The 19,973-nt window shown below is 39.3% G+C and carries 18 protein-coding genes and 1 tRNA gene; 10 read left to right on the forward strand and 9 right to left on the reverse strand.

Annotation, left to right across the window (positions count from 1 at the left end; translation table 11 throughout):
* Window positions 1-29: 29 nt before the first annotated feature.
* The 8 genes from dusB (at window position 30) to PALI_RS03395 (ending at window position 9,098) form a co-directional block, all read left to right on the forward strand.
* Window positions 30-1,001 carry a tRNA dihydrouridine synthase DusB gene (dusB, locus tag PALI_RS03360; protein WP_171037543.1) on the forward strand — a complete coding sequence of 324 codons (972 nt, stop codon included), beginning with the start codon at window positions 30-32 and terminating at the stop codon, window positions 999-1,001.
* A 19-nt stretch (window positions 1,002-1,020) separates the two neighbouring features.
* Window positions 1,021-1,311, forward strand: coding sequence for a DNA-binding transcriptional regulator Fis (gene fis / locus PALI_RS03365; protein ID WP_002957804.1), 291 nt, complete (start codon window positions 1,021-1,023; stop codon window positions 1,309-1,311).
* Window positions 1,312-1,502: 191 nt separating this feature from the next.
* Entirely contained in the window at window positions 1,503-3,089 is a 1,587-nt protein-coding gene (gene purH / locus PALI_RS03370) for a bifunctional phosphoribosylaminoimidazolecarboxamide formyltransferase/IMP cyclohydrolase (RefSeq protein WP_138586632.1), read from the forward strand.
* A gap of 106 nt (window positions 3,090-3,195) precedes the next feature.
* Complete coding sequence (locus PALI_RS03375; protein WP_193155040.1) at window positions 3,196-4,017, forward strand: class I SAM-dependent methyltransferase; 822 nt, start codon at window positions 3,196-3,198, stop codon at window positions 4,015-4,017.
* Window positions 4,018-4,032: 15 nt separating this feature from the next.
* The gene (gene purD, locus PALI_RS03380) at window positions 4,033-5,316 is read left to right on the forward strand and encodes a phosphoribosylamine--glycine ligase (RefSeq protein ID WP_193154918.1); all 1,284 of its coding nucleotides are present in this window, start codon (window positions 4,033-4,035) and stop codon (window positions 5,314-5,316) included.
* 115 nt (window positions 5,317-5,431) lie between these two features.
* A complete protein-coding gene (locus PALI_RS03385) occupies window positions 5,432-7,972 on the forward strand; it encodes an EAL domain-containing protein (protein ID WP_193154919.1) in 2,541 nt (846 codons plus the stop codon).
* Between the two features lie 22 nt (window positions 7,973-7,994).
* A complete protein-coding gene (locus tag PALI_RS03390; protein WP_193154920.1) occupies window positions 7,995-8,804 on the forward strand; it encodes a DUF2797 domain-containing protein in 810 nt (269 codons plus the stop codon).
* The gene (locus PALI_RS03395) at window positions 8,805-9,098 is read left to right on the forward strand and encodes a DUF4144 family protein (protein ID WP_077536866.1); all 294 of its coding nucleotides are present in this window, start codon (window positions 8,805-8,807) and stop codon (window positions 9,096-9,098) included.
* A gap of 12 nt (window positions 9,099-9,110) precedes the next feature.
* Here the strand turns inward: PALI_RS03395 and PALI_RS03400 are convergent, their stop codons facing one another.
* The 6 genes from PALI_RS03400 to PALI_RS03425 all read right to left on the reverse strand — a co-directional run bounded on the left by PALI_RS03400 (window position 9,111) and on the right by PALI_RS03425 (window position 14,478).
* Entirely contained in the window at window positions 9,111-10,028 is a 918-nt protein-coding gene (locus PALI_RS03400; RefSeq protein WP_193154921.1) for a histone deacetylase family protein, read from the reverse strand.
* 89 nt (window positions 10,029-10,117) lie between these two features.
* Complete coding sequence (locus tag PALI_RS03405; protein ID WP_193154922.1) at window positions 10,118-11,659, reverse strand: serine hydrolase; 1,542 nt, start codon at window positions 11,657-11,659, stop codon at window positions 10,118-10,120.
* Between the two features lie 14 nt (window positions 11,660-11,673).
* Window positions 11,674-12,168 (reverse strand): gamma-glutamylcyclotransferase family protein, encoded by a 495-nt coding sequence (locus PALI_RS03410; protein ID WP_138586627.1) that lies wholly within the window; start codon window positions 12,166-12,168, stop codon window positions 11,674-11,676.
* Between the two features lie 226 nt (window positions 12,169-12,394).
* Window positions 12,395-13,021, reverse strand: a complete 627-nt coding sequence (locus tag PALI_RS03415) for a LysE family translocator (RefSeq protein ID WP_138586870.1) — start codon at window positions 13,019-13,021, stop codon at window positions 12,395-12,397.
* Window positions 13,022-13,032: 11 nt separating this feature from the next.
* Entirely contained in the window at window positions 13,033-13,806 is a 774-nt protein-coding gene (locus PALI_RS03420; protein WP_077536861.1) for a hypothetical protein, read from the reverse strand.
* A gap of 189 nt (window positions 13,807-13,995) precedes the next feature.
* Window positions 13,996-14,478 (reverse strand): CreA family protein, encoded by a 483-nt coding sequence (locus PALI_RS03425; protein WP_077536860.1) that lies wholly within the window; start codon window positions 14,476-14,478, stop codon window positions 13,996-13,998.
* A gap of 200 nt (window positions 14,479-14,678) precedes the next feature.
* Between PALI_RS03425 and PALI_RS03430 the strand changes: the two genes are divergently transcribed.
* The gene (locus tag PALI_RS03430; RefSeq protein WP_077536859.1) at window positions 14,679-15,008 is read left to right on the forward strand and encodes a 5-carboxymethyl-2-hydroxymuconate Delta-isomerase; all 330 of its coding nucleotides are present in this window, start codon (window positions 14,679-14,681) and stop codon (window positions 15,006-15,008) included.
* Window positions 15,009-15,280: 272 nt separating this feature from the next.
* On the opposite strand, the gene PALI_RS03435 is transcribed toward PALI_RS03430, so the two are convergent.
* The gene (locus PALI_RS03435; protein ID WP_193154923.1) at window positions 15,281-16,138 is read right to left on the reverse strand and encodes a PA4780 family RIO1-like protein kinase; all 858 of its coding nucleotides are present in this window, start codon (window positions 16,136-16,138) and stop codon (window positions 15,281-15,283) included.
* A gap of 759 nt (window positions 16,139-16,897) precedes the next feature.
* Between PALI_RS03435 and PALI_RS03440 the strand changes: the two genes are divergently transcribed.
* On the forward strand, window positions 16,898-18,718 hold the full coding sequence (locus tag PALI_RS03440) for a hypothetical protein (protein ID WP_193154924.1): 1,821 nt from the start codon (window positions 16,898-16,900) through the stop codon (window positions 18,716-18,718).
* 595 nt (window positions 18,719-19,313) lie between these two features.
* Here the strand turns inward: PALI_RS03440 and PALI_RS03445 are convergent.
* Window positions 19,314-19,390 (reverse strand) — tRNA-Ile (locus PALI_RS03445).
* Window positions 19,391-19,695: 305 nt separating this feature from the next.
* On the reverse strand, window positions 19,696-19,854 hold the full coding sequence (locus PALI_RS03450; RefSeq protein WP_008166086.1) for a YqaE/Pmp3 family membrane protein: 159 nt from the start codon (window positions 19,852-19,854) through the stop codon (window positions 19,696-19,698).
* Between the last annotated feature and the right edge of the window lie 119 nt (window positions 19,855-19,973).

Genomic DNA, 19,973 nt, shown 5'->3' on the forward strand with positions numbered 1-19,973 from the left:
GCCCCTTGAAAAGAGGCCTATTGAATATAGTGCGTATCGGTAAATACCAACTTGAGAATAATGTAATTGTTGCGCCAATGGCGGGCATTACAGACAGACCATTTAGACAACTTTGTCGTCGCTTAGGCGCGGGGCTTGCTGTGTCTGAAATGTTATCGTCTAATCCTAGGGTTTGGAAAACAGAAAAGTCGATGAACCGTATGGATCACAGCGGTGAATCGGGTATACGTGCTGTGCAAATTGCAGGAGCAGATCCTGAGCTTATGGCGCAGGCCGCACAATTCAATGTTGCTAACGGTGCACAGATCATAGATATCAATATGGGGTGCCCAGCAAAAAAAGTGAACAAGAAACTCGCAGGCTCTGCCTTATTACAGTTTCCTGAACTTGTGGAAGAGATTATTGACGCAGTTGTTAATGCTGTTGATATACCTGTGACACTTAAAATCCGTACAGGATGGGATCCGGATAACCGTAATGGTGTAGAGATTGCGAGAATAGCTGAACGTTATGGCATTGCATCACTTGCTGTACATGGGCGTACGCGCGCATGTATGTATAAAGGTGATGCTGAGTACGCCACGATTAGGGATATAAAACGTTCAGTGTCGATCCCTGTTGTTGCCAATGGTGATATTACATCACCTGAAAAAGCAAAACAGGTTTTAGACTATACGGGTGCAGATGCCATTATGATTGGTCGAGCCGCCCAAGGTCGCCCTTGGATATTTAGGGAGATAGACCACTATTTGCGAACTGGTGAACATATGCAGCCACCTGCTATTGCAGAGGTACGCAGCATTTTAATGGAGCATTTAACAAACCTCCATATGTTTTACGGTGAACCAATGGGCGCACGAATTGCTCGCAAACATGTATCTTGGTATTTGCAAACCCATGACAGTGATGGTCAGTTTAGGCGAGTATTTAATGCGCTCGACAACCCACAGGCACAGGTCGTCGCATTAGAGCAATACTTTAAAACACTAGCAGCTAACTAAGAAAGAAAGAGACTTAATAATGTTCGAACAAAACGTGACTTCTCCATTTATCACTAACCCTCATGTTCAGTCACACGAGAAACCGCAGCCATTGCGTGATGCAGTAAAAAAAGCTGTTCACCACTATTTAAAACAGCTTAACGGTCAAGATGTGCAAGACGTTTACGACCTTGTTCTTTCAGAGCTAGAAGCGCCATTACTTGAAGAAGTAATGACATACACACGTGGTAATCAAACACGTGCAGCAATTTTACTAGGTATCAACCGTGGTACTTTACGTAAAAAGCTAAAAAAATACGGCATGAACTAATATGCTGGCTGTGATTTACCACAGCTAATTATTAAAAAAGCACCTTAGGGTGCTTTTTTTATGCCTACAACTTATTAACCAAATTGCAAAATGCTCACGCTTATTAAGCCTTTATAAGTCGTTTTTTGAGTAGTAATCAGTTAAAATACCCGCTTCTAAGCTAGCTCATTAACTGAGGAAATCAAACTACAATGGATACTCATCGTCCCATTCGTCGCGCACTATTAAGTGTGTCTGATAAAACCGGTATTGTTGAATTTGCCCGCGCACTAGAAGCGCAAGGCGTTGATATATTGTCAACTGGCGGCACATGCAAACTACTTGCTGATAACGACATAAAAGTGACTGAAGTGTCAGATCACACAGGCCACCCTGAAATCATGGATGGTCGCGTAAAAACTCTTCACCCTAAAATTCACGGCGGCATATTAGCCCGTCGCGGACAAGATGAAAGCGTAATGGCAGAGAACAACATTTCTGCTATCGACATAGTTGTAGTTAACTTATACCCCTTTGCGAATACTGTCGCTCAAGAAAACTGCAGCCTTGAAGATGCCATTGAAAATATTGATATTGGCGGCCCTACAATGGTTCGTGCAGCCGCTAAAAACCACAAAGATGTAACAATTGTGGTAAACGCGAGCGACTACGACCGTGTTATTAGTGAAATGCAAAACAACAATGGTTCTACTACGTATAAGACCCGTTTTGATTTAGCGATTGCCGCATACGAGCACACAGCTCAATACGATGGCATGATTGCTAACTACTTTGGTAAAATGGTTCCTGATTACACCGAGGAAGCTGCTGTAGAGACTAAATTCCCACGTACTATCAATATGCAGTTCACTAAAAAGCAAGATATGCGTTACGGTGAAAACTCACATCAAGATGCAGCTTTCTATGTTGAAAATGACATTGCTGAAGCATCAGTTGCAACAGCCACTCAATTGCAAGGTAAAGCCCTTTCGTTTAACAATATTGCAGATACCGATGCTGCACTTGAATGTGTTAAAGAATTTGATGTACCAGCGTGCGTAATTGTAAAACATGCTAATCCGTGTGGTGTTTCAATTGGGAGCAATATTCTACAAGCATACGAGCGCGCTTTTAAAACAGACCCTACATCAGCATTTGGTGGCATTATTGCCTTTAACCGAGAGCTAGATGCAGCAACTGCACAAGCAATTGTTGACCGTCAATTTGTTGAAGTAATTATCGCACCTAGTATTTCGAGCGATGCTGCAAAAATTGTTGAAGCTAAAAAGAACGTTCGCTTATTAGAATGTGGACAGTGGACAGGTAAAGCCGCTGGCCAAGATATTAAACGTGTTAACGGCGGTATTTTAGTTCAAGATCGCGATTTAGGCATGGTAACGCAAGGCGACTTAAAAGTTGTTTCTAAGCGCCAGCCTACAGAGCAAGAACTTAAAGATTTACTGTTTTGCTGGAAAGTCGCTAAGTTTGTTAAATCAAACGCGATTGTTTATGCCCGTGACGGCATGACTATTGGTGTAGGTGCAGGCCAAATGAGCCGCGTATACTCAGCTAAAATTGCAGGCATTAAAGCCGCTGATGAAAACCTTGAAGTTAAAGGTTCAGTTATGGCGTCTGACGCGTTCTTCCCATTCCGTGATGGAATTGACGCAGCAGCAGCCGCTGGTATTACTGCGGTAATTCAGCCTGGTGGCTCAATGCGCGATGAAGAAGTAATTGCTGCCGCAGATGAAGCTGGTATGGCAATGGTACTTACTGGTATGCGCCATTTCCGCCACTAATCACACAAAGGGTTAAACGTTGGTTTAGCCCTTTTTGTTTGCTATAAATTCACGTATTCTGACTATTCAATAACCTATTTAAAATTATAATGTGAAGGAACAGATGATGAAATTTGCGCTAAAATCGCTACTTGTAGCCACACTAACTATGACATCGACTATGGCACTTAGCCATAACCACGAATCGAGCCTTGAGCACTCACTAAAATCAAGTGAGCGCAGTACTAAAAACAGTGCTCGTGACGAATATCGCCATCCAGCTCAAACACTGGCATTTTTTGGCTTTAAACCAACTATGACCGTTGTTGAAATTGCACCTGGCGGTGGTTGGTATAGTGAAATTTTAGCGCCAGCACTAAAAGAGCAAGGCACTTATTATGCTGCGCATTTTCCTGCTGATTCATCAGTTGGCTACTACCAACGCTCTCTTGCGGGCTTTAAGCAAAAAGTAGCTGACGATGAGCGTTTTAATAGCGTTAAAATTACTGAGTTTGCGCCTGTAACACATTTAGATATTGCGCCAGCTGGCAGTGCCGATATGGTTTTAACATTTCGTAATGTACATAACTGGTACATGGGCAAAGATAAAAGCGGAGCATTAAGTGCATTCCAAGCTTTTTATAAAGCCCTTAAACCAGGTGGCACATTAGGTTTAGTTGAGCACCGTTTAGCTGAAGAGCGCGCTGACGAAGATCAAAAAACGTCAGGTTATATGAAGCAGAGCTACGTAGTAGAGCTTGCAAAACAAGCAGGGTTTGAATTAGTAGCAAGCAGTGAAATAAATGCAAATCCAAAAGATACAGCCGATCACCCTAAAGGGGTATGGACGCTACCACCAAGCTTAAGACTCGGCGAACAAGATGCTGATAAATATAAAGCCATTGGTGAAAGCGACCGCATGACGCTGAAATTTAAGAAACCGCTTTAAATAGGAATTTTCGCCATGAATGTTTTAGTCATTGGCAGCGGCGGCCGCGAACACGCGCTTGCGTTCAAAGCCGCTCAAAACATCAAAGTAAACACTGTATTTGTAGCCCCTGGTAATGCAGGCACCGCACTTGAACCTAAACTTGAAAACGTAGCAATCAACGTTGACGACTTAGAGGGTTTACTTAGTTTTGCACAGCAAAATAAAGTAGAGCTTACAATTGTAGGTCCAGAAATACCGTTAGTACTGGGTGTTGTTGATAAGTTTCGTGAACATAACATGGCTATTTTTGGCCCTACTGCGGGCGCAGCTCAGCTCGAAGGCTCTAAATCGTTTACTAAAGACTTTTTAGCACGTCATAAAATCCCGACAGGCGACTATCAAACGTTTGAACAAATTGACCCTGCCCTTGCTTATTTAAAAGAAAAAGGCGCGCCAATAGTTGTAAAAGCAGATGGTTTGGCTGCGGGTAAAGGCGTAATTGTAGCCATGGACGAGCGTGAAGCTGAAGATGCTATTCGCGATATGCTTGCGGGTAATGCGTTTGGTGATGCAGGAAGCCGTGTTGTTATTGAAGAATTTTTAGACGGTGAAGAAGCCTCTTTCATAGTTATGGTTGATGGCAAAAACGTATTACCCTTTGCTACCAGTCAGGACCATAAACGCGCTTACAATGGCGATGCGGGTCCTAATACGGGTGGCATGGGTGCATACTCACCTGCGCCTGTTGTTACTGATGAAATCCACCAGCGTATTATGAACGAAGTGATCACCCCTACAGTAGAAGGCATGGCAAGCGAAGGCCATCCGTACACAGGTTTTTTATACGCAGGTTTGATGATTGACGAAACAGGCACTCCTAAAGTAATTGAGTACAATTGTCGCTTCGGCGACCCTGAAACTCAACCAATGATGCTACGTTTGCAGTCAGATCTTGTTGAATTGATTGAAGCAGCTAACCGTGTAGAACTTGATAAAACAACGATTGAGTTTGACTCACGCGCAGCCGTTGGCGTCGTACTTGCCGCTAAAGGTTATCCTAGTGATTACCCAAAAGGTGATGTTATTTCGGGGCTGCAAGTTGATTACCCCGCAGGCGAAAAAGTATTTCATGCCGGTACTAAGCAAAATGGCAGTGACGTTGTAACCGCAGGCGGTCGCGTATTATGCGCAACAGCACTCGGTAATACAGTTACTGAAGCGCAGCAACGCGCCTATGAGCTTGTTAAACAAATTAGCTGGGATGGTATGGAATATCGTACAGATATTGCTTACCGTGCCATTGCCCGCGAGCAATAGGCTTCCCACGAGTAAAACTTATTGGTGTAATGAGTTAATTAAACTAAAAAAGCGCAGCTTACCTGCGCTTTTTTAGTGCTACACTATTTAAAAGGTCTTTAAAAGTGCGCAAATATTGGAACTAAGAACTTTACGCTACAATGCAATTGCTGTTGCCATTCTGATATTTATATTTTTTATTATCAGTACATTGACATCAAACCTTGTAATGCCTACTCGATATACAATTGATAAAACGGCACCGGTGTACCTCGATTATGCGTATTACATTGATGAGAAAAAAACACTTACACTTAACGATATAGTGAGCCAACCAAATCTTCTTATTCATGATTCATTCTCTGAAATACCTTGGAGCTTTGCACAGCAAAATTATTGGCTATTTCTTGACTTAGAAAATAAGAGCTTAAAAAAAGAAAATATAGTTGCTCATTTTGACAATCCTATGGTCGATCACCTCACTATATATCACCTAACAAAAAACAATGAAATTATTAATACTTTCAGGCTCGGCGATAAGGAAGAGTTACTTTCATTATTTCAATACAGCGTACCGCATATTCGTTTTTCGTTAGATAGTAGAACATCACAACGATTGATTCTAAAAATAGACACTATCGGTATAAGTAAAACGCCTGTTAACTTATATCGTGACAAAGAATTTATCGATTTAGTGCGTTCGCAAACGGGTATTTGGGGGATTTTTGTGGGCGTTTTGCTGATGGCAGCGCTTTATAACTTGGTTCTTTATTTTGGCATAAAAGACCGTGTTTACCTCATTTATATTGGTTATATTATTAGTGCAATAACCATGATGGGAGCAGTACTGGGCTTTGGTTTCTACTTATGGCCTTTAGAGTGGCAATTATTTATTCACGAAAAAGTTATATTTACTAACTACGCGATCTCTTTTTTTACACTGTCTTTTTGCATTATGTTTTTACGCTACCACAAAGATAAGTGCTGGCGTTATAAAATGGGCATATCGTTACTTTACGCTATGTTTATATTAGCAATAAGTAGCTTATTCATTCCTGAGAACATATCAGCACCCATCTTCTTTTGCGTGATGGGCGTGCTTTATATTGTCTGTGTTATTTTAATTTATAAAAAACTACGTACTGGATTTAGATGGGCTAAGTTTTATGTGCTTTCGTGGATACCTTTAATATTTGGTGCTGCAATACAGCCAATGGAGCTCACTGGACTTTTATCTTATAGCTTTACTACACGCCATGCTTTTTTAGTCGCCATACTATGTGAAGTGATATTGATGGCAATGGCATTAGCCGATCGAGTGCGTTATCAACGTGAACGAGCACTCTACCACGCCACACACACTCAACAAACTAAGCTACTTAATAGCTCAAAGCTAAAACACGCATTTATGGCATTACAAGGCCAAGAACGCTCTACCACTTTGTGTTTAATAAAAATACGCCACTTCAATTCGCTCAATACCATTATTACCCCTTCTCAAGGTTATGCACTGGCAAAACATGTAGCGAAACAGCTTGAACTCGAATTAAGCCACGAACGTCAATTTGTAATCCTTGAGACAAATTTAAATACAAGCCCTCGATTGGCTGATCTGAATAGCGGTGTATTTGCCTGTATTTCAACTAAAACACAAAATCAAGAAACCTTAGAAGCGCTACTGATAAAGATAATTAATAATCTGCCTAAGCAATATGAAATTAAAGGGCTTAATCTGCAACTTAATTACAGTATAGGCATTAGCTCTGCTGCTCAAAATAACGATTTCGAATATTGGTTAAAGCGTGGTTATTTGGCACTTAAAAACGCCAAAAACAGCCTAAATCAGATAGGTTCATCCTCAAACGGCAGTAACCTAATGATGGATGTATCTTTAGCGGCTAAATTGCAACAAGCAATAAATAATAATCAACTCGCACTGTACTATCAGCCACAAGTTAACTTATTTGATAATCAAGTAAGTGGGGCTGAAGCTTTATTACGCTGGCCCGATCCTGCATTTAGCAGTTTATCTATAGAAGAGCTAATTACTCTTGCCGAACACACTGGGATTATTAACGAGTTAACTTTATGGGTTATCGAGCAGGCCTGTAGAGATATTGTTGGGCTTACAAAAAATGGCTACCCTGAGCACACCATAAGCGTAAACCTAAGCGCTAAAAATTTAGCTATCAATAATTTAGCTGAAAAAGTAGAAAACATTTTAATTAAATATCAAATACCTGCACGTTTACTTAAATTTGAGCTGACCGAATCAGCTTTTGTAGATAGTCAAGATGCCCTCATTAAATTAGTTGATGACCTAGGCGCATTGGGTATTAAAGTGGTTTTAGATGACTTTGGTACGGGTTACGCGTCATTGAGCTATTTAATTAATTATCACTTTAGTGAACTAAAAATAGATAAATCATTTGTTTTTGACCTACCTAACAACCCAACTCATCAGGTTATTGTACAAACAGCCATTGATATGGCGCACAACTTGGGTTTATCAATCACTATTGAAGGGGTTGAAACCCAAGAAACTCATCATTTACTTAAAGACATGAACGCTAACTACGCTCAAGGTTATTTATATGCCAAAGCACTGCCTTACACTGATTATTTACATTTCTTAAAAAGCCAATATAGCTTAAAAATGTTAGACTCCTCTTTTTAACATCTTTAGGGGCCAAGTAAAGATGCAAGGCACACTGCGTAAATTAAAATCGAGCTTAACCGAACCAGTACAGTACCACTTACCCGTAGGTGAGCACTTAGTAGACTTAAATGCACTAATAGGCAAAGAGCTTACACTTACCTTTAGCGGCACTATTTTGTGTTCTAGCTGCGGTAAAAAAACTAAAAAAAGCTATTCTCAAGGTCACTGTTTTGTCTGTATGCGCAAGCTCGCTAGCTGCGATATGTGCATAATGAAACCAGAAACCTGTCATTACGATCAAGGTACATGCCGAGAGCCACAGTGGGGCGAAGAAAACTGCATGATCCCGCACTATGTGTATCTTGCCAATACCTCAGGACTCAAAGTCGGTATTACTCGTCATACACAAATACCTACCCGCTGGGTTGATCAAGGTGCAACTCAAGCATTGCCTATTTTCAAAGTACAAACTCGCCTGCAATCAGGCTTAGTTGAAGTGGCACTGGCTGAATTTATTGCTGATAAAACCAATTGGCGCAATATGTTAAAAGGCCAAAACGAAGCACTTGATTTAAAAGCAGCAGCGGCTGAGTTAATTCCACAAATTAGTGAAAAACTCAACGAACTAAGCGAGTTATTTGGTGCAACAGCGATAGAGCAATTAGATGAAGATGTGGTTGATTTAGGCTTTCCAGTCACCGAATATCCAACAAAAATCAGCTCATTTAACTTTGATAAAGACCCCGTTGTCAGTGGTGTTCTACAAGGTATTAAAGGCCAGTACTTAATTTTCGAAAAAGGCGTTATTAACATTCGTAAATTTACGTCTTACGAAGTAACGGTAGGCTAAATGCTTAATCAATTTCCACAGTTGCTTATTGTTTATAACGAGCTTGAAATAGCGCACACACAAAAAGAGCGTGAAGAGCACTTGCACAGTGTTACAACAAACGATTTAGCTGATGTGGTTATACTTAATAAATGTGGTGAGTACTGCACTTTAGACAATACACCGCGAGAGCCGTTAAGCGCAGAGCAACTTGCTGTAATCACAACAAGTTACTTATTAAATGAAGGGCATTGTTGTTTAAGTAAAATAACGACCCTGACCGTTGAGCAGGCATTTAACTTACTTGAGCTATAAAACGCGGCACAATTAAATCTCAGTAAGCACTTTTATATGCGCTACAGCACTTCTACCCAACGCTGATAGCGCATAGCCACCTTCAAGATACGATATAACCCCTTTACAGCCACTTTCTTTTGTTACTTCACATAATTGCTCGGTAAGCCAAATGTAGTCATCTTCAACAAACTTTAGGCTTGCCATGTCATCTTCTAAGTGAGCATCAAACCCTGCGCTAATAAAAAGTAATTCGGGTTTAAACGCCTTTAATTTTACTAGCCATTGCTGAGTAAACACGTCTTTTAAATCGTCGCCATTACTGGCTATTGGCAGCGGTGAATTAACTATGTGATTATTATTTTTTACTGCCGTATTAGGGTAAAAAGGATGCTGAAATAACGAACAAAGCAACACATTTTCATCATCTATAAAAATATCTTGTGTGCCATTACCGTGGTGTACATCAAAGTCAGCAATCGCAATGCGCTTAACTCCTTTGCTTTGTGCATACTTAACGGCAATAGCTAAGTTATTAAACACACAAAATCCTGAGGATGACTCTCTATTAGCATGATGACCTGGTGGGCGCACCGAACAAAAAGCGGCATCTAGCTTATCCGCAAGTATTTCATCAACCGCTAACACCCCTGCACCTACTGCACGCTCAATTGCTTTAAACGAATCGGGGCATAACCAAGTATCACCATCTAAATTAGCGAGCCCCTCGGTTGGGAGTGTGGTTTCTACGTGTTTAACAAGTGCTTCGTCATGGGCAAGTAAATAATGCTCTCGCGCTGCTTTAGGAGCTTGCAAATGCGTTAAGCCAACATCTACACCACTGGCAAGTAACCGGTCGGTTATAGCATCTAGACGCTCAGGGCACTCGGGGTGGTCGTCTATCATTTTATGCTTACGGCAATGAGGATGAGAAATAACAGCGGTACGCATAAAAAGTCCCTTACAAGGTGTAAAAACTTAATATAGCAAAGCCACCGACGAGTGGCTTTGCGACTTTGGTGTATAGCGAGATTAAATTACTATTTTGCTTTTAGCTGTAGGTTTCTAAAGTCAAAGCTAAAGTCGGTAACCGCTGTTGATACTGCGCGCATTTTAGCGCCGTTAACTCTATTTTTTGTGTCCATATCAAAAGTTATGAACGCATCAGCTTCTAGCAATTTTTCGTCCCATTTAACAATGAATGTATTGCCCGTGTAATGCTCAAGCGTGCCTTTTAAGCGTTTAGTGTGTGTAAAATCAATCCGTAATTTGCCATCTAACTGCTCAACAATGACGTCGCCATACCAATCATCATGTAATGTTCCCGTGTAATTAATATTTGGTAATTGTGGCTGATAATCAGCGGGCGCTTCTGGGGATGCATTAGCGTACGCTTTTTGTTTTCCTTCAAAGTGTTTTTTAGCTAAGTCTTCAACCCAATCTTTATCTTCAAGGTTAAGTGCGTCTTCTAGCACTTCGTGTGTAACCGCCGAAAGCGCGCTAAAAGCTTGTTGGTTAGATAAAATAACAATACCGAGTTTTTTCTCTGGTAGCAGAGTTACTTGCGATACCATTCCTAAAATACCACCACCGTGACCTAACTTTTTAAAGCCATGGTAGTCTTCAATACTCCAACCTAACCCATAGCCTCTAAATTGCTGATGATATGATTCAAACGCACTTTTAGATGCAATAGACGTAATATGTGGATGCCACATTTGCGTTTGCTGTTGCTCACTAAAGAGCTGCTCGCCATTTGGCATTTTACCGCCTGCTAATTGCGTACGAAGCCATTGGCTCATGTCGCTTACGCTTGATGCAATTGCGCCTGCGCCTCTAAAGTCCTCAAGGTAGTTCACAAAAAATGGATGAAGCATGCCATCCATAGGAATATGGCCTGTTGCCCAGTTAGTGTTACTTTTTGGAATACGTGAAAAGCCGGCGCGTGAATTATCCATATGCAGTGGCTGTAAAATGTTTTTTTCGATGTAATCGTTCCAGCTCATACCCGATACACGTGCAACCACTTCGCCTGCGGTAACAAACATCAAATTGTTATAAGCATATTTACTACGAAAGCTGCTCGCAGGTTTTAAATATTTTAATCCAGCTAAAATTTCATCAACGGGCTTATCCGTGCTTGGCCAAATCATTAAATCGCCTTGCCCAAGCCCGAGCCCACTGCGATGGCTTAATAAATCACGAATACGCATTTCGCGTGTTACATATGAGTCGTACAACCTAAATTCTGGTAAGCGGTCAATAACGCGGTCGTCCCAACTTAATTTACCTTCATCAACCAGCTTAGCCAGTGCAGCGGAAGTAAACGCTTTCGTGTTTGAAGCAATACCAAATAAGGTGTCTTTATTTACTTTTTTATTGGTCTCAAGATTAACGATACCAAAGCCTTTAGCAAATATCACTTTATCGTTTTCAACGATAGCCACCGCCATTCCAGGCACGTCAAAACGCGCCATTGACGCCTTGATCACGTTATCAATTTTGTCGGTGTCTACTTGTGCCAAGCTATTAAAGGCAGTGCCAGCTAATAAAGCAATTGTGGCTAGTTGGGTTAATTTCATATCAATCCTATTTATTATTGTTGATGTACGGCAAACTCAAGGGCTGCGCGTGCTTGATTGGTATCGCTTTTTTGTGGACGATTTAATATAGCATCACTGTATGCTTTTGGTACGCCGGCTTCAAGTGCTCCGCGATGAACATGCTTTATGTACCAGTCATATGGGAGCACATCGCTGTCGTGCGTATTTGCTATATAACAATGTGCGTTTATTGTTTCACCTGTTAATAGCGTTGGGGTTATATCTACGCAGTCGTAGCCGGCGCCTTCAATGCCATCTAAAATGATTTTTTCGGCATCACTAATCTCATAAATAACACCATAAACTAGTTCATCTTTTTTAGCGCTTGGGCAAATACTGCACTTACCTGAGCCATCTTTAAATAACATGTCAAACGTAAGTTCATATCCTTTAAGAACCGCTGTTCCAACTCGTTTAGCATTAGGTAAACGCGCTAATAAACGATTAGATGACATATTAGAGCCAAACGAAAAATTATAGAGCGGCATGTTATCTCCTGCGCTTTTTAAATAAGTTAAATAACCTGAACTCTGGATAATAAATCTATCTCAAGCAGCTATTTTCAGCGCTAACTATGTTGAATTTACTTACAATAGGCCCGCTATTGATGCGTAAATTCGCCTTGTTTTCACTGAAAATCTCTGGCTAGAGAAAAATAAATTTAAATATCATTATGATTCAATACATTAGTAAATATCTTAACCAGAGTTCAGGTTAAATAACAACACGTATCGCCAGAGCAATTAAAATAACGCCAATTCCACGGTCAAACCAGTAGCCACGCTGTTGGAAAAACTCTCTTACACTCGCCTTAGAAAGCACCATTGAAAGCATTGAAAACCACGCCCATGTAGCCAGCGCCATGTACACACCGTAACCTACCTGCACGCTAGTCGGTGTGGTTGGGCTAATCACTAGCGTAAATAACGACATAAAAAACAGCGTTGCTTTTGGGTTTAACGCATTTGTTAAAAATCCGCGTCTGAAGGCAAGCCACACTGGTTCTTCTTGAACTATTTTGTTTTCAACCTCATCTTCAGCGCTTGCAGGCGGTTTTGCCGCTTTAAGCGCTTGTACGCCCAAGTAAGCTAAATAGGCACCCGCTACATATTTCAACGCCATAAACAAACTAGGTGATTGCGTTAAAATAAGCGCAACACCTAAAACACAATATGCAATGTGCAGTAAAATAGCAGCGCCAACACCTGCGCTTGTCCACAATGCGTTACGCCGACCTTGTTGAACACTTTGCTTAAGTACTACAGCAAAGTCGGGACCTGGGCTTGCTACAGCAAAAAAATGGGCAATAACAATCAGTAAAAACTCATCTAAGTAATCCACAAGCACCCTTACTAGTTTGGCGAATATGCTAATAGCAGCGGATTAGCCGAGTTATGTACTAATTCTTTAATTTCTTTTTGAGCTTTTTTAAATTGACTGCGCAGATGTGGCTTTAAATGTTTTTTAGAATTTTTATCTTTTTTAAAGTAACTAACAAGTGCATGCATAAACACAGTATGAGTTTCACTTAATTTAGCTTCACGATTAGCGTATGGGTTATAGCACGAGCCGCAACCGCCTTTAAACTGATACACAGTGTTGCTCATCATCACGCCAAACCCTAAAAAACAAGCAAGTGCATCAGCCGCTTGTGGTAAGTACTCTTTACCGCCTGGCGGTAACACGCCAACATGATGAATAAGTATAGTGGCCAATGTACCTGCATAACTTGCCACTAAATCCTGCGGCTGGTTAATCTGATTTGGATTAAAAGAAACGCTCACCATATGGCTCGGTGGCACAATTAAATGGCTGCCTTCGCCACGTATTTTATCGCTAAATTCAAAATGTGGAAAAACCTGTGGTTGTAATTGCTGCGGCGCAACAAGCTGAATCGGCCATGCGCTCATACCCGCGTAATTAGTAACGCGAGTAAAAACATTCGTCGCCATTTCTTCAATACTTGATACCGAATCTGGAAAAAACGCAGCTGTTGGCAATACAATTTGGGTTTGTTTAGTAAAAAACTCAACATCAAAATTTTCGACAGCCCAAATAAACGTATCAATAAGCCATTGCTGCTCTTGCGCTTCTAATAATGGTGCTGATTTAAATAAAGCTAACATAATGTGCTCTTTTAATTTTAGTTTAATACCAATTTTATTAAAAACATGATCATTCTATCGCATTAAATAACTCACTAACTGCGTTGAAAATTATTCATATAGAACAACTATATGTCACAATTTCCGCCTTGTTATTGTGTTATTTTCTTCGCGCTATAATAGATCACTCATTTAATGCAATTGGTATAATTATTCTTGTTCAAGTGCCCAGTCCCACGCTTTGGTGTTATAAAGCGGTACTGTCGATAGCGCATGGTGATGACTACCACTTGATTCTTTAGTTGAATACGATAAATACAATAAAGTACGATTTTTAGCATCGTAAATACGACGTACTTTTAACGATTTAAATAGAATACTTTTAGATGATTTAAATACAACCTCGCCCGACTTACTACGATCAATTGCTTGAAGTTGATCTGCGGTAATCGGTCCGGTTTGACGACACGCAATAGACATATCTGACGGATCAGAAAAATCCAAATCAGCTTCTATATGGCTAATATGGCACGTAACCCCTTTAATGATTGGATCTTGCTGAGAGTTGACTACAACATCTTTAGTCGTAAATAACCCTAGACTTACCGATGCGACATCATCAGAGCAAGCACTTAAGGCAACAACAGCCCCCACAAGTACAGTCAAATGTTTAATTTTTTGTAGTAGTTTCATACATATCCTTAATCAATATATCGACAATTGAGTGCCAACCTAAATAAGCAAGGGTTCACTTATTGGCTTTTATACTAACATCAAAAATTAATACGACTAAATTAGTTTAAAGCAAAGATTTTAAATAACTCAGGGTTTAGTAAGCCCTGTTGTATTGATACAATTAACCCATGCTGTAATACACAATAGGAAACGTCTAAATGCCGCACATTATTATTGAACACTCAGAAGACCTCCCTGTTTTGCCACAAGTTCTGGTAGAAAAAATCCATAGCACCACTTTCGAAAGTGGTTTGTTTGATTTAGAAACCATAAAAACACGTGCCATTGCTTATCAGCAATATCAACTAGGTGCAGGTAAAGAAGGGTTTATTCATATTGCAGCGCACATAATGGCTGGACGTTCCATAGAACAAAAACAAATGTTAAGCGAGCGCTTACTTTCGTGCTTAAAAACCTATTGCAGAGAATCAGACAGCTTAAGCGTAATTATTTATGATATTGAGCATGAGATATATCGTAAAAATTAGTTTGTTATACTCATTCACTTAATTAAGTGTTCTATTTTTTAGGTAGTAAAACGTGTCGATGGCAAGGCAAAAACTTTGTTATTTAGTTGTTCTAAATGAGGAAATTTTAACGCAGTTAGCGCCAAATTTGGCACCTCAAAATGATTAAGTATTATTGCGGATTGGCACTGTACAAAGCACTCTTTGGATCACAGCGTTTAGCTAAACGCTGTGATCCAAAAAAAGTAGAGCAAATTTAAAAAATTAATCCTAAAGCATCAAAAAAACCTAGTTTATTCATCATCATCGGAGCCGTTAATACGCTCCAATCGTTCTATTTCTTCTTCTCTGGCCGCTTGAATTTCTTCTAAAACAGAATCAACGTCAGCATTTTCACTATCGTCTTCAAACTCGCCAGTAAGTATAGAATTAGGTGTTAAATTAGCTTCTTCAAATAACGCCCACATTTCTTTAGCGTATTGTGTATGTAACAAAGCCGGTGCAAATTCACCGTAATAACGGCGCATATTATTTACATCTCTGGCAAACATAGCCTCAGCACTATTGTTTGCAGAGGCATTAACCGCTTGCGGTAAATCTATAATAACGGGCCCTTTATCATCAACTAAAACATTAAATTCAGATAAATCACCATGTATAATGCCCGCACACAACATCAACATAATGTAGTGCATCATTAACTTATGTTGTGCAATCGCTTCTTCTTGCGTCAACGTTACATGGCCAAGTTGAGGTGCAACATCGCCAGCATCATCAGAAACCAACTCCATAATTAGCACACCATCCATACAACAATATGTTTCTGGAACTCGTACACCCGCATTAGCTAAACGTGATAAGGCATCAATTTCAGCATTTTGCCAAATCTCTTCCTCTAACTGTCGACCATAGCTTGAACGCTTCCCCATAGCACGGGCTTGGCGACCACCACGAACTTTTCGCCCTTCTTGGTACTGGGCTGCTTTTTTAAAACTACGTTTAACAGCATCTTTATAAACTTTAGCGCAACGAATATGCTCGCCACAGCGAACAACAAAAACATCGGCTTCTTTGCCGCTCATTAATCGGCTGATAACCTCATCAATTAAACCATCATCAACGAGAGGTTGTAGGCGTTTTGGTATTTTCACAGGTTCCCTGCTATATAGAATTGGTTATTAATCATTATTGTATCGAGTATGCTCTATGTATTTAAGTGTGACTCAAACAGGATATCATCTTTGAGAATTTAAGAAATAATTAACAGTAAAAGTGATTCAAAAAATTATTACATAACAATCTGTTTATTATAAGACTAAGACAGATTTAGGACTGAAAAAAATAGTTTAGTTAATTAACCTCAACTCTGGATAATAAATCCATCTCGAGCAGCTATTCTCAGCGCTAACTGCGTTGAATTTACTTGCAATAGGCCCGCTATTGACGTGTAAATTCACCTTGTTTTCACTGAAAATATCTGGCTAGAGAAAATAAATTTAAATATCACTATAATTCAATGCGTTAGTAAATCTCTTAACCAGAGCTCAGGTTAATTATTTAAGATTAACTTTCACCTCAAAATTTGTGTCAAATTTAATCATCAACATCAATACGCCTTAGCTGTAAAGTTTATATCTTGTTAGGGCGTGTTGGCCTTTGTGGATTAAAATTCATTCAATCTAGGGGCGATTTAATCGCGCCGTGAGGTTTGTAACCTAGTGGGCTCGGTAACTGCTCCTGCGTTATCGCCTATTTATGGTGAGCAACCACACATCATAGGCTCTGTCTTACTTAAACACCAAACACGCTGCTGCAAATTCAACCACCAAAGATTAATACGCTCTAGGTTAAAGTTTTAAATTTACTGGCCGATACATAGGCTAATATAAATTCAGAGTTAAGGAATGATTATGATTAATATATTTAATGGAATGCCGAGTTCAATTGCAAAAATGACGCAAGCAAACAGTAATTCAGAGTACGCACTCACGGATGAATTGCAAAGTATTGCACCAGAAATAACAGAAGAACTCCTTAGCAAATTCAGCCAAGAAAAAGTTGAGCAGCTACTGCATCAAGAGCTTTCTAAATTAATACCTCAATCGACTCAACAAGCGTCTTCCACGTATAAACTGTCTAATGAAGAACTTACCACCAAAACAATATTCACCAATTACCAAGAAGGCTTAACGCAAAATAAAAACAGTGATGATCTACTCGCTTATCTAGATAAATCAGTACGAGATGTAAATACAGCCTATACCAATACAAGTGATATTTTACTTGGGCTTGGGCAATTAGGTCATGAGCAAAAATCCTTTCTAGCCAAAAGTAAAAAAAGCATCGAAGAAACAGTCCAGGCCTATAAAAAAGATGAAGAAAAATATGAGGAATCGAAACTTCAGTTATCAGTAAAAACACTAGAAGGTGACACTGTCCGCATCTCTATTGATTATTCAAAGAATAATTCTATAGAAGAAAATGAAACGATTCTTAACTATGAAGTTGAAGGCGATTTATCCGAAGCTGAGCATAAGGCACTCACCGAAGTGCTTTCTGGAGTCGGTAAAATGGCCGATGATTACTTCAGCCTTACAAAAACATCAAAATACGGCGATGACTCTTTAGATAAGATTGACATGACTTTTTTAGCCGATTTTAATAGTCAGCAGCTATCAGGCTTTGATGTATCGTTTTCAAAAACACATGATAATAAAGACGATAATAAAAACACTAAGTATGAAAATGACGCTCTTTCTCTTAGTTATAACATTAGTAAAGAGCAACAAGGGCTTGTATTTGAATCATCAAATGGGGCTGAAAAAATAAACTTCGCGTTAGACATGTCTATTTTTGGCAACAAAGATGACCAACAAATGCAGCAATACCTTAGTACTTTAGATAAAAATTTGGAAGATAATCGCCAAAATAGTAAAGGCAATAGTAAGGATAATGAATCAATATTTGGTCGCCAAAGTGACATGAACATGCGCAAAGGCTTTGCTTTATTTAAAGACGCTTTTAGTAGCATGTCTACAGCAGCAGAGCAATATAGCAGTATAGAGTCAATTGCCAAGGAACAATTTACTAATGGACAAGACATAGTCGCAGACTTAGTCGATAAAATAATTATAAAGGATCCTCGTAATAAAGATATTAACCAAGAACAAACCAACGCCTTAGGCACTGGTATTTCTAAATTAGCCGATTTTGATGCTAAATTTGAATTTTCTAAAGCTAACAAAACGTCTTCTACGAGTGCTGTTGAATTAAAGCAAAGCACCGAGCTGAATAAATCTGGCAACTCAAATGAAGTTAATCAAAGCAAGACTGCAAATACTCACCTTGATTATCAACTTGATCGGCCAGATCACTACAATAAAAAAGAAGAGTATGAAATCAATGCCGCCGCCCAAAATGGTGAATTAGTTGAAGTAGGACAAAGTAATAAAGTAGATATTGATAAAAAAACCTATCAAAAAAATCCGCTGCTATCTCAATATGAACTGAAAACAAAATTCGCCGAAAAAACAACCAGCGAAAGTAATATTCGCATTATTGATAATGTATTACTTAAAACACTAGAAAATAGCAGTGAGACAAATAAAACTGAGAGAGTGAAAAATGAAGGCAAATTTGAAGATTACAAACAAACAAATCATCACTCTTACAACAAGCTAGTCTCATTAATTGGTGATTTAGATAAGCTAGTAAAGAAGAGTGATACATAATAGCAACAGCGTAAGCATTTGAGAGATTTGAAGTAAATGGTCATGCTCATTTTAAAGAACGACTAATAGCGCACTATTTTTTCTAATGGCGGTCATGGACTTAGACCGAAGTGGTACAGACTGAGCTGCAAAAGTTAGGGATAATTAGGCAAATAGCTCTTGAAACTGCGTCTCAAGAGCTAGGTCACTTTAAATCTGAAATTACTTAGATACAAACTCAGCCCGTTAAAAAGCACTTTTGTTTCGTTAAGTCTTGCAAATTTTAAGTCTATTTCCTTTTTTCATTACTATCAAGAAGCTCCTTTTCCCCCTTCAGACTAAGAAAAGCAACTGATGTGGAGTTAGGTTTTACTTTCCTACCTTCGTGCAGAGATTGAATTTCTGGTTTGTGGCTGTAAAGCCACTCAGCGTATTACTTTTAAAGTCAGCTTGTAACCTTTGATTCACTTAAAAATCAGTTCCAAATCTATTATTTCTAGGGGGGATCACCGTCTGTCTCGTATTCAAAATAGTAAGCTTTAATGCATCTGCTATAGTGAAAAGTAGCACAAGGTAATTTTGGTTAGTAGGTATTTACTTGGAAAGCTTTTAAAAGTGGTGGCCCCTCCCAGACTCGAACTGGGGACCTAACGATTATGAGTCGTGTGCTCTAACCAACTGAGCTAAGGGGCCAACTTTATATAACTGAAACAGTTAATTTTGAAACGTTTAATCACCTGAGTGACTAAAGTGGACTGCAGTATAAAAACTTTTTAGGGGCTTGTCACTACCAAAAACATTTATTTTAACAATCAGTAAGCTAACTGCTTAAATAGTAAACTTTCGGTGGGTGTAAATATTAAATTTACAAAACTTAGAGCGAACGGTGAAGGTGTGGACTGATTAAAATTACGACCCGCTGATAAATTCAATTTACCTCTAAACTTAAAAATCGTCATTTTCAAGTCACAGCGACTTATGCAGCGGGTTGAACAGTATTACTTTTTAGCAATAATATAAATTGCATGTATCAGTCCTGGGAAATAGCCTAACAAGGTTAGTAAAATATTTAACCAAAAATGTAAACCTAAGCCTACCTGTAAAAACACACCCAGCGGCGGCAATAAAACAGATAATATTATACGAATGATATCCACGATAAAACTCCATTTAAATTAAGTATTAATACCAATTTCATTAAAAATATGACCTTTCTATAGCATTAAATAGCTCACTGATTTAATGTTATTGGTATAAAAAACGTAAAACCCAGCAA

This window comes from Pseudoalteromonas aliena SW19 (assembly GCF_014905615.1).
Taxonomy (GTDB): Bacteria; Pseudomonadota; Gammaproteobacteria; order Enterobacterales; family Alteromonadaceae; genus Pseudoalteromonas; species Pseudoalteromonas aliena.

What these genes read in the sequence shown, in the direction of transcription:
- fis (WP_002957804.1), top strand. Translation starts at nt 1,021, where the DNA reads ATGTTCGAACAAAACGTGACTTCTCCATTTATCACTAACCCTCATGTT.
- purH (WP_138586632.1), top strand. Translation starts at nt 1,503, where the DNA reads ATGGATACTCATCGTCCCATTCGTCGCGCACTATTAAGTGTGTCTGAT.
- PALI_RS03375 (WP_193155040.1), top strand. Translation starts at nt 3,196, where the DNA reads ATGAAATTTGCGCTAAAATCGCTACTTGTAGCCACACTAACTATGACA.
- purD (WP_193154918.1), top strand. Translation starts at nt 4,033, where the DNA reads ATGAATGTTTTAGTCATTGGCAGCGGCGGCCGCGAACACGCGCTTGCG.
- PALI_RS03390 (WP_193154920.1), top strand. Translation starts at nt 7,995, where the DNA reads ATGCAAGGCACACTGCGTAAATTAAAATCGAGCTTAACCGAACCAGTA.
- PALI_RS03395 (WP_077536866.1), top strand. Translation starts at nt 8,805, where the DNA reads ATGCTTAATCAATTTCCACAGTTGCTTATTGTTTATAACGAGCTTGAA.
- PALI_RS03400 (WP_193154921.1), bottom strand. Translation starts at nt 10,028, where the DNA reads ATGCGTACCGCTGTTATTTCTCATCCTCATTGCCGTAAGCATAAAATG.
- PALI_RS03405 (WP_193154922.1), bottom strand. Translation starts at nt 11,659, where the DNA reads ATGAAATTAACCCAACTAGCCACAATTGCTTTATTAGCTGGCACTGCC.
- PALI_RS03410 (WP_138586627.1), bottom strand. Translation starts at nt 12,168, where the DNA reads ATGCCGCTCTATAATTTTTCGTTTGGCTCTAATATGTCATCTAATCGT.
- PALI_RS03420 (WP_077536861.1), bottom strand. Translation starts at nt 13,806, where the DNA reads ATGTTAGCTTTATTTAAATCAGCACCATTATTAGAAGCGCAAGAGCAG.
- PALI_RS03425 (WP_077536860.1), bottom strand. Translation starts at nt 14,478, where the DNA reads ATGAAACTACTACAAAAAATTAAACATTTGACTGTACTTGTGGGGGCT.
- PALI_RS03430 (WP_077536859.1), top strand. Translation starts at nt 14,679, where the DNA reads ATGCCGCACATTATTATTGAACACTCAGAAGACCTCCCTGTTTTGCCA.
- PALI_RS03440 (WP_193154924.1), top strand. Translation starts at nt 16,898, where the DNA reads ATGATTAATATATTTAATGGAATGCCGAGTTCAATTGCAAAAATGACG.